The sequence below is a fragment of the Aliinostoc maniaoense genome, assembly GCF_058172895.1.
In genome coordinates, this window is record NZ_CP187952.1 from 2,479,338 (window position 1) to 2,492,559 (window position 13,222).

At 39.7% G+C, this 13,222-nt stretch carries 13 protein-coding genes; 8 read left to right on the top strand and 5 right to left on the bottom strand.

The features are described from left to right. The first annotated feature begins 26 nt into the window (after positions 1 to 26). Positions 27 to 473, top strand: a complete 447-nt coding sequence (locus ACPZ3T_RS11065) for a rhodanese-like domain-containing protein (protein WP_490276186.1) — start codon at positions 27 to 29, stop codon at positions 471 to 473. Between the two features lie 205 nt (positions 474 to 678). Here ACPZ3T_RS11065 and ACPZ3T_RS11070 read toward each other — a convergent pair whose 3' ends face one another. After that, positions 679 to 1,308 (bottom strand): ribonuclease H-like domain-containing protein, encoded by a 630-nt coding sequence (locus ACPZ3T_RS11070; RefSeq protein WP_490276188.1) that lies wholly within the window; start codon positions 1,306 to 1,308, stop codon positions 679 to 681. A gap of 65 nt (positions 1,309 to 1,373) precedes the next feature. Continuing rightward, the gene (locus ACPZ3T_RS11075) at positions 1,374 to 1,919 is read right to left on the bottom strand and encodes a CAP domain-containing protein (protein WP_490276190.1); all 546 of its coding nucleotides are present in this window, start codon (positions 1,917 to 1,919) and stop codon (positions 1,374 to 1,376) included. A gap of 94 nt (positions 1,920 to 2,013) precedes the next feature. Between ACPZ3T_RS11075 and ACPZ3T_RS11080 the strand changes: the two genes are divergently transcribed. Further along, positions 2,014 to 2,211 (top strand): hypothetical protein, encoded by a 198-nt coding sequence (locus ACPZ3T_RS11080; protein ID WP_490276192.1) that lies wholly within the window; start codon positions 2,014 to 2,016, stop codon positions 2,209 to 2,211. Here ACPZ3T_RS11080 and ACPZ3T_RS11085 read toward each other — a convergent pair. From ACPZ3T_RS11085 to ACPZ3T_RS11095, 3 genes are all read right to left on the bottom strand, one after another. Continuing rightward, complete coding sequence (locus ACPZ3T_RS11085) at positions 2,181 to 2,990, bottom strand: CAP domain-containing protein (protein ID WP_490276194.1); 810 nt, start codon at positions 2,988 to 2,990, stop codon at positions 2,181 to 2,183. The genes ACPZ3T_RS11080 and ACPZ3T_RS11085 overlap by 31 nt on opposite strands. 47 nt (positions 2,991 to 3,037) lie before the next feature. Further along, entirely contained in the window at positions 3,038 to 3,160 is a 123-nt protein-coding gene (locus ACPZ3T_RS11090) for a hypothetical protein (RefSeq protein ID WP_490276196.1), read from the bottom strand. A gap of 355 nt (positions 3,161 to 3,515) precedes the next feature. Continuing rightward, a complete protein-coding gene (locus ACPZ3T_RS11095; RefSeq protein WP_490276197.1) occupies positions 3,516 to 4,739 on the bottom strand; it encodes a bifunctional sterol desaturase/short chain dehydrogenase in 1,224 nt (407 codons plus the stop codon). 265 nt (positions 4,740 to 5,004) lie between these two features. Between ACPZ3T_RS11095 and ACPZ3T_RS11100 the strand changes: the two genes are divergently transcribed. The 6 genes from ACPZ3T_RS11100 to ACPZ3T_RS11125 all read left to right on the top strand — a co-directional run bounded on the left by ACPZ3T_RS11100 (position 5,005) and on the right by ACPZ3T_RS11125 (position 13,186). Beyond that, positions 5,005 to 5,460 carry a MarR family winged helix-turn-helix transcriptional regulator gene (locus ACPZ3T_RS11100; protein ID WP_490276198.1) on the top strand — a complete coding sequence of 152 codons (456 nt, stop codon included), beginning with the start codon at positions 5,005 to 5,007 and terminating at the stop codon, positions 5,458 to 5,460. Positions 5,461 to 5,623: 163 nt separating this feature from the next. Further along, positions 5,624 to 8,878 (top strand): EAL domain-containing protein, encoded by a 3,255-nt coding sequence (locus tag ACPZ3T_RS11105; RefSeq protein WP_490276200.1) that lies wholly within the window; start codon positions 5,624 to 5,626, stop codon positions 8,876 to 8,878. Between the two features lie 142 nt (positions 8,879 to 9,020). After that, complete coding sequence (locus ACPZ3T_RS11110) at positions 9,021 to 9,947, top strand: carbohydrate ABC transporter permease (RefSeq protein ID WP_490276202.1); 927 nt, start codon at positions 9,021 to 9,023, stop codon at positions 9,945 to 9,947. 302 nt (positions 9,948 to 10,249) lie between these two features. After that, positions 10,250 to 10,918: a response regulator transcription factor gene (locus tag ACPZ3T_RS11115; protein WP_490276204.1), complete on the top strand. Its 669-nt coding sequence runs from the start codon at positions 10,250 to 10,252 to the stop codon at positions 10,916 to 10,918. Positions 10,919 to 11,104: 186 nt separating this feature from the next. Beyond that, positions 11,105 to 12,718 (top strand): sensor histidine kinase, encoded by a 1,614-nt coding sequence (locus ACPZ3T_RS11120; protein ID WP_490276206.1) that lies wholly within the window; start codon positions 11,105 to 11,107, stop codon positions 12,716 to 12,718. Continuing rightward, complete coding sequence (locus ACPZ3T_RS11125) at positions 12,719 to 13,186, top strand: PepSY-like domain-containing protein (protein ID WP_490276208.1); 468 nt, start codon at positions 12,719 to 12,721, stop codon at positions 13,184 to 13,186. Positions 13,187 to 13,222 lie beyond the last annotated feature (36 nt).

Sequence of the window (13,222 nt, forward strand, 5' to 3'; positions counted from 1 at the left end):
TGCAGTCAGCAATTAATAGTTAAGCTATGAATAACAATTTACTCGGCGGTGTTATTCCCCCACAACCACCTATAGAAGCACAATCTGACGTTCATGTAGTTAAATCTCGTCTAGAATGGGGTGAACCAGCCTTTACAATCTTAGATGTACGCGATCGCCCAATATATAATGAAGGTCATATTATGGGTGCAATGCCCATGCCAATCGATCAATTGGTAGATCGAGCCTTACCATCTTTAGATAAAAGCCGTGATATTTACGTCTATGGCGCAACAGAAGAACAAACCACCGCAGCAGCTAGAATGCTTCGTTCTGCTGGATTTATTCACGTATCAGAACTCAAAGGCGGTTTAGCTGCATGGAAAGCTATTGGTGGCCCGACAGAAGGGATTATTGAATCACAAACCCCCGCCGGTGCGGATGATTATAATGTCGTTGATCGGATGAAAAGTCACGTAGACATTAATTCGTAATTCGTAATTCGTAATTACGAGTTACGTCTAATGTCAATTAAAATCTTGCGAATACCCAGATATTTGTAGGGGCGGGTTCACCGAAATCAAAAGTTAATCATGAATGATGTTTGTTAACCCGCCCCTACTATTTATTGGATAGGCGGTTTTCCTAATTCACATCAGGCATGAGTTACGAATTATTATGGTGAGTTTAATGGCCTGCTCAATGCTCAAATAAATCTTTGAATTGCAGTAAATCCAAAGAAACAATTGTAGGAAGAACTTGAAAACATTGTTGAGCGAGTTCCCAACGTTCTTCCCGTTGGAGCATCGCGGTTAACTTTTGTTGCACACCAATTAAATAGCGGACATCATTGGCGGCGTAACTTAGCTGTGCTTCAGATAAATTATTGACGTTACCCCAATCTGAACTTTGAGCAGTTTTATCGAGTTCTACACTTTCTAATTCGTGTACTACATCTTTGAGTCCATGACGATTGGTGTAAGTACGAGCTAACTTACTAGCAATCTTAGTGCAGAAAATTGGTTGGACATGAATGTCCAAATGATGACGTAGGGTAGCAACATCAAACCGCGCAAAATGAAATATTTTCAGGACATTGGCAGCTTCTAACAGTTTCTTTAAATTGGGGGCTGCCGTTTGTCCTTTGACAATGCGAATTGCTGTGACTTGGCCTTGTGGGTTGCACAGCTGAACTAGACACAAGCGATCGCGCTGTGGTAATAATCCCATAGTTTCGGTATCAACAGCCAAAACCTCAGACTGTAAATATTGGGATACAGCCTCATCACTCAAATCCCTTTCGCTCACTTGAAAGTCTTGTAATGTCATGAATCACTTAATAATATATGCAGTCAGACATACATTATTATTGTGTAAAAACACCAAAATGCCATCTAGCGAGTCCGCAGAAAAATTTGTGTGAGATAAACTTCACCTTTTTGGTTACTAGCGACACCAATTCCTGTAAGATTGTAATTACCCTGGATATTCTTTAAATGTCCCGGACTTTCTAACCAACCAATCACCGCCTGATTAGCTGGATCAGTATACCCCCGGTTAAAAGCAAGATTTTCAGCAGCACTCTTGTAGCGCAGGGGAATAGCATAAACTCGTTCCTCAAATCCATGATGACTAAATGGTGCTTTACCTCTAGCCATATTTTGACTGTGGATTCTAGCTTGGCGAGTAATGTTGGCATTGAGAGTCAGCTTTGGCAAATTCCTAGCTGATCGATATCGATTGATTTGTTCAAACACGGATCTCTCTAGAGCAGTAGTTTGAAATGTTGTAGAAGTAGCAACCTGACTATAAACAAACGACAACGGTTGATCATCAGTAGGTGCTTGTGTAGACGTATGGCCTGCTATGGGAGGAACAAGCAATCCTCCTGCAAGGACAAGCGTACTTAAAGCGATGCCAAAAGCAGGTTGTCGGGTCATGCGAAATTACTTTGTGTACATAATAATAAGACCTATACTCTACTTCCCTAGCTGGCAATATATAACAGGATACTTTTAGAGATTCATCGGCAAGTTGGGGGCAGGGGGCAGGGGGCAGGGGGCAGGGGAGACAAGGGAGACAAGGGAGACGAGAAAGCAGAGGAGATTTTATCCCAATGCCCGATGCCCGATGCCCAATGCCCAATGCCCAATGCCCAATGCCCGATGCCCGATGCCCAATGCCCAATGCCCAATGCCCTTTTATGAGCGCATGAAAATTTGTGTCAGATAAACTACACCTCGGCCATTAATTGCAACACCAATACCCGTCAAATTAGTATTGCTCTTGATGTTAGCAAGGTGTCCTGGACTTTTTATCCAGCTTTGTACAGCACTTGTAGCCGCGTCTCTATCTTGGTTGTAAGCAACATTTTCACTGGCTGTTTTATAAGCAATACCAGTTGCTTTAAATCTTTGATCTGCACCCTGATGGCTAAATGGAACTTGTCCACTAGCCATGTTCTGACTATGAGTTCTGGCTTGCTCATCAATAGCAGAATTACGTGTGAGTGCTGGTAGATTTTGGGAAGCTCTATATTGGTTGATTTGGTCGAAAACTGCCTGTTCTATAGAAGCTGCATTAGAGTTAGATTGTCCACCGGCAGAGCTAGGATTTGATGTTTGTCCAACACTATCGGGATTTGATTGTCCACTGCCAGAGTTAGAATTTGTTGGTTGTTCAACACTACTGGGATTTGATTGTCCGCCAGACGAGTTAGGATTTGATGGTTGTCCAAAACCACCGGGATTTGATTGTCTAGAAGGATTATATGGTCGTTGAGGAAAAGATTGTACGGGACGATTATATATTGGACGACGATTGTATTGTCCCGGGAAATATTGTGCTAAATCATAGCTGGTGGTTGAAGACTTCGACTCAACAGATTGAGTTTGTAGGGAAACAGCACTCGCTCCACTGGCGAGAACAAAACTGCCTATAGCAAAACTATAAATTGTCGTTCGGAGCATTTCTCTAGCCATGTAGTTGTTGCAATCATCTAACCAGAGCATGATTAATTGAACAACTTCGCTGTGTGGTCATATCTCTTTGGTTATAGTTACATAACTACGAATATTCTCTGCTCACTTTTAAATTCACAGTTTTTGAGAATGGGGCATGGGGCATTGGGCATGGGGCATGGGGCATTGGGCATTGGGCATGGGTTGAAAAATTCATGCACAATCCTTTCCTTGGCTGGCTGAGTAAAATTTGCAGTAGGAAAAGTTATTTTTCGCGTTCTTTAAGTAACAAGTAATAAGTCATGGGTATTTACTCATTACTCATTACTCATTACTCATTACTCATTACTCATTACTCATTACTCATTACTCATTACTCATTACTCATTACTCATTACTCATTACTCATTACTCATTACTCATTACTCATTACTCATTACTCATTACTCATTACTCATTACTCATTACTCATTACTCATTACTCATTACTCATTACTCATTACTCATTACTCATTACTCATTACTCATTACTCATTACTTATTACTCATTACTCATTACTTATTACTCATTACTCATTACTTGCTAAAAACCCGATAGTATAACCAAGTGCTGACTTCCTTGATGGGGAAAAGTAAATAAGTCAGAGGATTGATGGTAACGATAATATTGCGAAAATCGCGCCGTGCTAAAAATAAAACGGCACGAGCTACTTGCTGTGCTGACATCACCCCATAGGGATTAAGTTGGCTTTTAAAAGGCCCTAAAATCAATTTACGAATTACACAACTATCATCTAAACGTTTGAGTGTGATTAAATTACCCAAGGTGCGTTTGCTGAGTTCATAAAGTGGACTTAAGGCAGGAGAAACTTCAGCTTCAGATGTATTTACCCAAATTTCTTTAGTGGCTTTTGCTTGTGGCCCTGTGACTGTGGCGATAAATATATCCATCAACCGCAAAGCAGAAAAAGCATTGACTTCATAAGATGAGTTGATGGCTTGTGATGTCCGTTCAGTGTAGACATTAACACCGTGGTTGATAATCAAAATATCGACTTTCTCTAAACTGGCTTGGAGTTCTGCTTCATTACCTAATTCCCAGGTAATTACTTTCACACCATTATCCGTTGGTAATTTATCTGGGTTGGTAGTTAATGCTATAACTTTAGCTTTGTATTTAAGTAATTCTGCGGTTAGGGCTTGTCCTAAAGCACCGGATGCACCAGTGACAGCGATGGTTTTACCCTTTAAAGACAGTCCTGTTCCTAATATCTTATCTACCAAGGAAAATACTCCACTGTAGTAAGCATTGACATCATCAAAATGGTGTCGCCAATGGTAAGAGCGATTTACCCACCAGACAGAAGGGGTGGTTTCTAAAGGCCCTGGTAGATGATTATAGTCTGTTTCAATTGTGCCTCGGAAATATCGCAGGGATGCACCAAACAAAAATGTACTGGCGTAAATGACTCCTAACCATAACCCGATTTGTTGGACGATTAAGGCAATGATTGTTAATACTGTGACTAATAGACTAGATTCTACAATGTCGTTGTATAGCTGGGATTCTTGATAAGCTTTTAAAGAGATCATTGATAAATCCCGGCGATATACCATATGGTGCTTGTTGTGCCATTTACCTAGCCAAATGAATTTATGACACAAGGCATGGTATGTATCTCTGAATATCTCCGCCAAGAATAGGGAGAATAACCCCCAACTGGCAAACTGCAAACTAGCACTGAGCAGCACCCAATTAATTTGTAATTTTGTCGCAACTTCGGTTAAGCTCTCTAGCATTTTTTCCCCACCACTTGTCTTAATCTTTTTTCATATTCTGATCAGAATAGATTAACGGCAAGTTACAAAGCAATCTATTATTGGGGAGCGGGGTGTGGGGGTGTAGGGAGACAAGGGACAGGGGGCAGGGGGCAGGGGGCAGGGGGCAGGGGGCAGGGGGCAGGGGACAAGGGGGACAAGGAAGTAGAGGAGAAAGATTAATCTAAAATCTAAAATCCAAAATCAAAAAGGGTATGAGTATCGTTACGAGGAGAATCATAGTTTCATGGAGTTCGGAAAACCTTCCCAGGAATGTGCTGTCAGGGTTATGGATACAATTCCATTATTGATGCGGTTTATCCGGGCTGAGATGCGGACTCATAGTGCTGATTCTATTTCTATACCACAACTGCGATCGCTAGCTTTTCTCAAGCGTTGTCCTGGTGCTTCTTTGTCTCAGGTGGCAGATCACCTTGGTGTAACTTGTGCTACAGCATCAAGCACAATTGAACGACTAGTGCAACGCCATTTGGTACAACGTACTGATCATCCTCAAGAGCGGCGGCGTGTAGTTCTAAATTTGACACCAGAAGGAAAGGATCTGTTAGAGCAATCCCAAGAAAAAACTCGCGCTCATATTGCGGAAATTTTACAGGATCTCACCCCAGAACAAATATCACAAATTGAAGAAAGTTTGACTCTGTTGAAAAATGTGTTTGAGCAAACTGAATTTTCTTTGTGAAGCTATTAAAAGATAACTTAACTTTAAAAATTACATGAAGTTTTAATTATTACTTCATATTTATCAAGGGTAAATTTGGTCACATTTACTCTGTTAAGAAAAATGATGTCATGGGCATTATAAACTACAGCATTTAAAAAAAATTTACATAATCCTGGCACGAATGTTCATTTCTCCCACCGCTTTGACAGTAGCTGATCTGGAGTCCGCGATCGTTCGCAACCCACTGATAGTTTCGCCGGATACATCTGTGATCGCAGCCATTGCCCAAATGAGTGGGATTCGTGCTGTGTGTTCATATTCCAGAGAGACAGACAGTGAACTTGCAGCCCTACATCTAGAGGCGCGTTCTAGCTGTGTATTAATTGTTGAAGGGAATAATTTATTAGGTATTTTCACGGAACGAGATGTTGTTCGTCTGAGTTCTCAAAGGCGATCGCTAGAACATCTCACCATAAGTGAAGTGATGACACATCCAGTTATTACCTTACAGCAATCTGCATTTACTGATCTGTTCTTCGCAGTCAATTTACTCCAGCAACATCACATTCGCCACTTACCATTACTTGATGAACAAAACCAAATTGTCGGCATACTCACCCATGAAAGCTTACGGCACTTGTCTCGTCCCATAGATTTACTGCACCTCCGCATTGTTGCTGATGTGATGACTTCTGAAGTGATTTGTGCTGCTCCTACTGTTTCCATGCTCACTATCACTCGCTTGATGGCAGAACATCAAGTCAGTTCGGTGGTGCTGGTAGAAGAACGATTTCAGGAAATACAAGGGGAATTTATACAATTACCAGTTGGCATTGTCACAGAGCGAGATATTGTGCAGTTTCACGCCTTAAAACTCGATTTTGAGGAGCTACCAGCACAAATTGTCATGAGTACACCCGTGTTCTCAGTCACTCCTCAAGAGTCATTATGGATGGTGCAACAGATTATGCACCAATACTTAGTCAAAAGGTTAGTGGTGATTGGCAAGCAAGGGGAGTTGCTAGGCATCGTTACCCAAACTAGTATTCTCAAAGTTCTCAATCCTTTGGAGTTAAATCAATTAGTGGCAGTTTTAGAGCATCGGGTGTCTTGCTTAGAAACAGAGAAATTAGAACTATTGCAAAATCGCAACGCCGAATTAGAACAGCAAGTTCAAGAACGAACAGCTACACTCAAAGCCAAAGCAGAACGGGAAAAGTTGATTGCAACTATTGCTAGCCAAATTCGCTCTTCCCTCAACCTACAAGATATTCTTGACACCACAGTCCAAGAAGTGCGATCGCTGTTAAAGTGCGATCGCGTGAATATCTGGCAGTGTCAACCAGACTGGAGTGTAGTTGTAGTTGCTGAATCTGTCGCTCATGGTGATATTGCTTATTTGGGCAAGCAAGTTTACGATCCTTGTTTTGCAGGTGACTGGGTAGAACTATACCGTCAAGAACGGATTCGAGTAGTGTCTGATATCTACACTACACAGATAAGCGATTGTCACCGAGAATTACTAGAAAATTTACGGGTTAGGGCTAAAGTATTAGTACCAATTGTCAACAGTAATCAACTGTGGGGATTGCTGAATGTTGTCGAAAGTCAAGCACCTCGACAGTGGCAACCGGAAGAAACAGCTTTGTTGCAACAGCTATCTACCCAAATGGCGATCGCTATTCAACAAGCCACTGCTTACCAACAGCTACAAACTCAACTCACCGAAAGACAAAAAACAGAAGCAAACCTCCGGCAAAGCGAACAAAGATATGCTTCCTTAGCCGCAGCCGCTCCCGTGGGCATTTTTCGTACTGATGCTCAAGGAAATTGTCTTTACGTCAATGAACGTTGGTGCAAGATAGCTGGGTTAGCTTCTCAAACAGCCCTCAAAAGTGGATGGATAGCAGCGATTCATCCCGATGACCAAAATCAAGTTTTACTAGAGTGGTACACTGCTACCAGAGAAAATCGTCCTTTTCAACTAGAGTACCGCTTGCAACAGCCTGATGGCACAATAACTTGGGTGTTTGGGCAAGCTGTGGCAGAGTTAGATACTACTGGAAAAATTACAGGTTATGTTGGCACAATCACCGATATTAGTGAACGCAAAGATGCCGAAGCACAACTAATTTACAACGCCTTACATGATTCTCTAACTAACTTACCCAATCGTAACCTCCTCATAGAACGATTGGAATTAGCTATGAACCGAGCCAAGCGAATTGACAATTATCATTTCGCGGTTTTGTTTCTCGATATGGATCGATTCAAAATTATTAATGACAGCTTAGGACATTTAGCCGGCGATCAACTCCTCAAAATTATTGCTCAGAAGCTAAAATCCAAAATTCGGGCGATGGATTTAGCCGCTCGCTTGGGTGGCGATGAGTTTGTAATTTTACTAGAAGACATAGACGGTATTGACGAAGCTGTCATTGTTGCCAAGCGAATTTTAGCCGAATTTCAAACCCCATTAACCCTTAATGGACACGAAGTCTTTATTACTACCAGCATCGGCATAGTATTAGGAACAGCTAATTACCATCAAGCCTCAGATTTACTCAGAGATGCCGATATTGCCATGTATCGAGCCAAAACTGAAGGTAAAAGCTGTTATAAAATTTTTGATACTCAGATGCACATTCAGGCACTACAACGACTCAATTTAGAAAATGATCTCCGCAAAGCACTGGAACGACAAGAATTTATTGTTTACTATCAACCAATTGTTGATATTAATAAAAATCATTTAATCGGTTTTGAAGCTTTAGTACGCTGGCAACATCCTACTCGCGCTTGTGTTTCTCCCATAGAATTTGTTTCTATAGCTGAAGAAATAGGTTTGATTGTTCCCCTAGATAGCTGGGTACTCAAAACTGCTTGTCAACAACTCGCAACCTGGCAAACTCAATTTTCTAGCCAATTACCCCTGAAGGTGAGTGTTAATTTCTCAGTCCAAGATATCCACAAAGCCACCTTAGTCCAAGATGTAAAAGAGATTTTAGCTCAAACTGGTTTAAGTGGTGATTGTTTAACACTAGAAATTACTGAGAGTATTTTAATTGAAAATATTACTGAAACAATCATAATATTGGAGCAGTTAAAAGCATTGGGAATTAAAATTAGTATTGATGATTTTGGTACTGGATATTCATCACTCAATTATTTGCATCGATTACCTGCCGATACTTTAAAAATTGATCGTTCCTTTATTCGGCAAATGCTGCAAGAAAAACGCAACTATCAACTTGTTAAAACTATCATCACACTCAGCAATGAACTGGGATTAGCAGTAGTGGCAGAAGGTATTGAAACACAGCAACAACTTCAATGGTTACAGCAACTAGGATGTAAGTTTGGCCAAGGTTATTTGTTTTCTCGACCTTTGCCTGCTGATAAAATTGAGACTCTGCTACTCAAGAGGCTTGAGTGATGAGTGATGAGTGATGAGTGATTATTACTTATTACTTATTCTTAACAGCCTAGGCAGGCGCAGAATAGTCTGATATCATATATCTCCATGTAGTTAGGAATTTAGTCCTTAAAATCTACACTAAGCATATATAAATGTATTTATGAAACAATTAATGTCTAAAGATTGGATAGTCATTCAACAACGATTGACTCCTTATTTATTTTTATTGCCAGCTTTAATTTTGTTGGGTTTAACTGTATTCTGGCCTGCACTACAAGCTTTTTACCTGAGCTTTACTAGCTACGAAGACCTCAGCCAACCACCCCAATGGATAGGTATAAAAAATTTCTTGCGTTTATGGCAAGATGCCGTTTTTTGGAAGACTTTAGAAAATACCTTTCTTTATCTTGTAGGCGTAGTACCGATTCTAGTGATTTTTCCTTTAGGATTGGCAATTTTAGTTAATCAAAAATTACGAGGAATTAACTGGTTTCGTGCTGCCTATTATACCCCAGTAGTTATTTCTATGGTGGTAGCCGGGATAGCTTGGAAGTGGCTATATGCAGAAAACGGCTTACTAAATCAAGTCTTGAAAATATTAGGTCTTTTCCCTGATGGTATTCCCTGGTTAACTAGTTCGACGAAAATTTTTGGTATCGTGCCAATCACTTTAGCTAGTGTTATGGCTGTCACCATCTGGAAAGGATTGGGTTATTACATGGTGATTTACTTAGCAGGGTTGCAATCAATTCCAGCAGATGTTTATGAAGCCGCCGCTATTGATGGTTCAGATGGTATTCGTAAACATTGGGATATTACTGTACCTTTAATGAAGCCTTATTTAGCATTAGTAGGAGTAATTTCCGCAATTTCAGCGACAAAAGTATTTGAAGAAGTTTATATTATGACCCAAGGTGGCCCTTTGAATAGTTCTAAAACAATTGTTTATTATCTCTACGAGCAAGCCTTTACTAATTTAGAAATTACCTATGCTTGCACAATTGGATTAGTGCTATTTTTAATAATTTTAGGATTATCGGTTTTACGATTAGTAATTAGTCAACCAGGGGGAGACAGTTTAATTTAACAGTATTGGATGGAATTACAGCATTTTTGAAGTAAGTGAGGTACATCTTGAGTAATGAGTAATGAGTAATGAGTAATGAGTAATGAGTTGGGTGTATCAAACTTGGTAGGGGTGGGTTAACAAACATCATTAATGATTAACTTTTGATCTCGGTGAACCCGCCCCTACAAATATCTAGGTATTCGCAAGATTTGAATTGACATTAGAAGTAATTTGTAATTGAGAACTGCGTTGAAGATGGGGAACAGGTTCTAGTTTTATGGATGTCTTAGCTGTAGAAGCACAAACAGAGGTTGCATCAGATGAATCGAGTTCTCATTGTAGAAGATGAACCCCGCATAGCGGCTTTTATTGAAAAAGGGTTACGTTCTCATGGTTTTACAACATCTATAGCAGTTGATGCTGATTCTGCTACTAATATGGCATTAAGTAGCGGTTTTGACTTAATGATTTTAGATTTGGGGCTACCTGGAAAAGATGGCTTAGATGTATTGGCAGAAGTACGGGGACAAGGGGAAAGCTTCCCGGTGATTATTTTAACTGCCCGTGATGATATTCAAGATAAAGTTGCGGGTTTTGAAGCTGGTGCAGATGACTATGTAACTAAGCCTTTCCGGTTTGAAGAGTTATTAGTAAGGGTAAAAGCTAGATTACGTCATATTGGTAACACTCAAACAAATGAAGAGATGGTACTCAGGTTTGGGGATGTAGTTTTAGACTTGCGATCGCGTAAAGCAAAAGTGGGTCAAAACATAGTAGAATTGCCAGCACGGGAATTTACTCTGGCGGAAACCTTCCTTCGCCATCCTGGACAAGTGTTGAGTCGTGAACAATTATTAGATAGAGTCTGGGGTTATGACTATGACCCAGGCTCAAATATTGTTGATGTTTACGTTGGTTATTTACGCAAAAAATTAGGTAGTAACTTAATTGAAACTGTCAGAGGCATGGGTTATCGTCTGCGAACATGAGAATTTTCTCATCAACATTTCATGATTGTCTCATGAGAGAATTAGATACTCATAAGCATAGATTAGATTGTAATGTGCGTGTGTTCCCTATGTGACCAGAATTTTGGATGTAAAGTTTTGGGTTTTGGAGATCAGATCCAAAATCTAAAACTTTTATAGTTGTCATACCCAGGAATTTATAGTTATATGGAGAAACAAGCCAAGAAAGACAAGTCTCAAGTTTCTCTATTTGATTCCCAAATCCTAAGATTCGTGGTAAAAAATCAAACCACAATAGCTAAAACATATCTAAAACATCGTCGAGGCTTTTTTTGGGCTACCCGTACTAGGATTTTGTTTTGGTATGCCATAATTTTATCCTTGACTTTTATAGTTTTTATTCCGGCGATTCGTCAGGCTTTATATGCACGAGTTGATCAACGTGTACATAATGAAGCTAGAGACAAAATACAAATCTTTGAGCATTTACTGACTGGTAAAAGTAACATTGATCAGCCTCTAGATGAAGACAGTATTGAAGCTATTGACAAACTCAGAAGAACTGATAACCGTCTACTAAATCCACCAACCACAAAAAGAGAACTCAGAGAATTTTTTGATGCTTTCTTAAGCAATCAACTCCCACAAGATGATACATTTCTGATTGCCTTAATGGATGAAAAATTTTATAAATCAAGTCCTAGGGCTAGACCAAAAGAAATGAATATAGATGCAAAAATTGTTTTAGATTGGGCAAAGTTAACACAACCAGCCCAAGGAGAAAAGATCATTCCTGGTAGTGAGATTGATAGTATCTTATATCTAGCTCAACCCGTGATAATTAATGGCGAAGTCATGGGAGTCTTTGTCATTGCTCACACCACGGCTGGAGAACGTGGAGAAGTTTTAGAAACGGTAGCAGTGATTCTGCAAGTGAGTGTGATTGTTGTAGCATTTGCTTTAGTTTTCGCTTGGTTTGCTGCGGGAAAAATTCTTGCACCTTTGCGCTTACTCACTCAAACGGCTCGCAAAATTAGTGAAACAGATTTAAATCAAAGGCTGACTATAGATGGTAGCGGAGAATTAGCAGAATTAGGAACTACTTTCAATGACATGATGGATAGGTTGCAAAATGCTTTTATCAGTCAACGGGATTTTATTAATGATGCTGGACACGAACTCCGCACACCAATTACTATTATTCGTGGTCATTTAGAATTAATGGGTAATGATCCACAAGAGATCAAAGAAACTTTAACTATAGTAATGGATGAATTAGAACGGATGAACCGCTTTGTTAATGATTTGATGTTATTAGCAAAGGCGGAACGTCCTGATTTTCTGTGCTTAGAAACAATTGATGTTTGCACTTTCACCGAAGAGTTATTTGCTAAAGTTAAAGGTCTTGGCGATCGCAACTGGCAACTCGAAGCCCTCGCTAGGGGTAAAATTGTTGCAGACCGTCAACGTCTAACTCAAGCGATGATGAATTTGGCACAAAATGCCACTCAACATACCAAAAATACTGATAAAATTGCCCTGGGTTCAATTATTCACCGGGGTAAAATTAGCCTTTGGGTACGTGATACAGGCATAGGTATCGCACCTGCTGATCAACAGAGGATTTTTCAACGTTTTGCTCGTGCTGCTAATAGTCGCCGCCGTTCTGAGGGAGCAGGGTTAGGTTTATCTATTGTGCAGGCCATTGTTGAAGCCCACGAGGGGAAAATTACCCTAGAAAGTCAACTAGGAGCAGGATCTGTATTCACAATTATTTTACCTTTGGAATCACCCCAAATTAGAACATTAATAATAAAATAAATGGTTATTTTGGTAATAAAATCAATTATTTATGCTGTCGTTAGTGTCTCACTTTTAACCTGTTTATTAGCTTTTTATTATTTACCTAATCATCAACAAGGTATAGTAGTTCCTGAAGCTGTAAAGGCAGCTTTTAAAGCCAAGTATGCTGATATTCCTCACACTTGGCAAAAACACGACTATGGTTATGAAGCGGTTTTTAAGCAAAACAATATTTTATATGAAGCAGAATTTTCAGCCACAGGGGAATGGTTAGAAACTGAATATTATGTAACAGAAAAAGATTTCCCTGCTGTTGTGTTAGAGCGAATCAAAGAAAAAAGACCTGGATTTATTGTCACAAAATATGAAATTGAAATCACCCCTAAAGGGATATTTTATGAAGTAGATATTACAGACGGAGAATTAGAAGAAGAATTATATCTTGATGGGAATGGTAATTTACAAGTTGATTTATATGAGGATTGAAAGCTGTGTTATAATTGATGTCTAGTGTGAATTATA

Coding starts and splice junctions, on each gene's coding strand:
- ACPZ3T_RS11065 (WP_490276186.1), top strand. CDS start 27: ATGAATAACAATTTACTCGGCGGTGTTATTCCCCCACAACCACCTATA.
- ACPZ3T_RS11070 (WP_490276188.1), bottom strand. CDS start 1,308: ATGACATTACAAGACTTTCAAGTGAGCGAAAGGGATTTGAGTGATGAG.
- ACPZ3T_RS11075 (WP_490276190.1), bottom strand. CDS start 1,919: ATGACCCGACAACCTGCTTTTGGCATCGCTTTAAGTACGCTTGTCCTT.
- ACPZ3T_RS11085 (WP_490276194.1), bottom strand. CDS start 2,990: ATGCTCTGGTTAGATGATTGCAACAACTACATGGCTAGAGAAATGCTC.
- ACPZ3T_RS11095 (WP_490276197.1), bottom strand. CDS start 4,739: ATGCTAGAGAGCTTAACCGAAGTTGCGACAAAATTACAAATTAATTGG.
- ACPZ3T_RS11100 (WP_490276198.1), top strand. CDS start 5,005: ATGGAGTTCGGAAAACCTTCCCAGGAATGTGCTGTCAGGGTTATGGAT.
- ACPZ3T_RS11105 (WP_490276200.1), top strand. CDS start 5,624: ATGTTCATTTCTCCCACCGCTTTGACAGTAGCTGATCTGGAGTCCGCG.
- ACPZ3T_RS11110 (WP_490276202.1), top strand. CDS start 9,021: ATGAAACAATTAATGTCTAAAGATTGGATAGTCATTCAACAACGATTG.
- ACPZ3T_RS11115 (WP_490276204.1), top strand. CDS start 10,250: ATGAATCGAGTTCTCATTGTAGAAGATGAACCCCGCATAGCGGCTTTT.
- ACPZ3T_RS11120 (WP_490276206.1), top strand. CDS start 11,105: ATGGAGAAACAAGCCAAGAAAGACAAGTCTCAAGTTTCTCTATTTGAT.
- ACPZ3T_RS11125 (WP_490276208.1), top strand. CDS start 12,719: ATGGTTATTTTGGTAATAAAATCAATTATTTATGCTGTCGTTAGTGTC.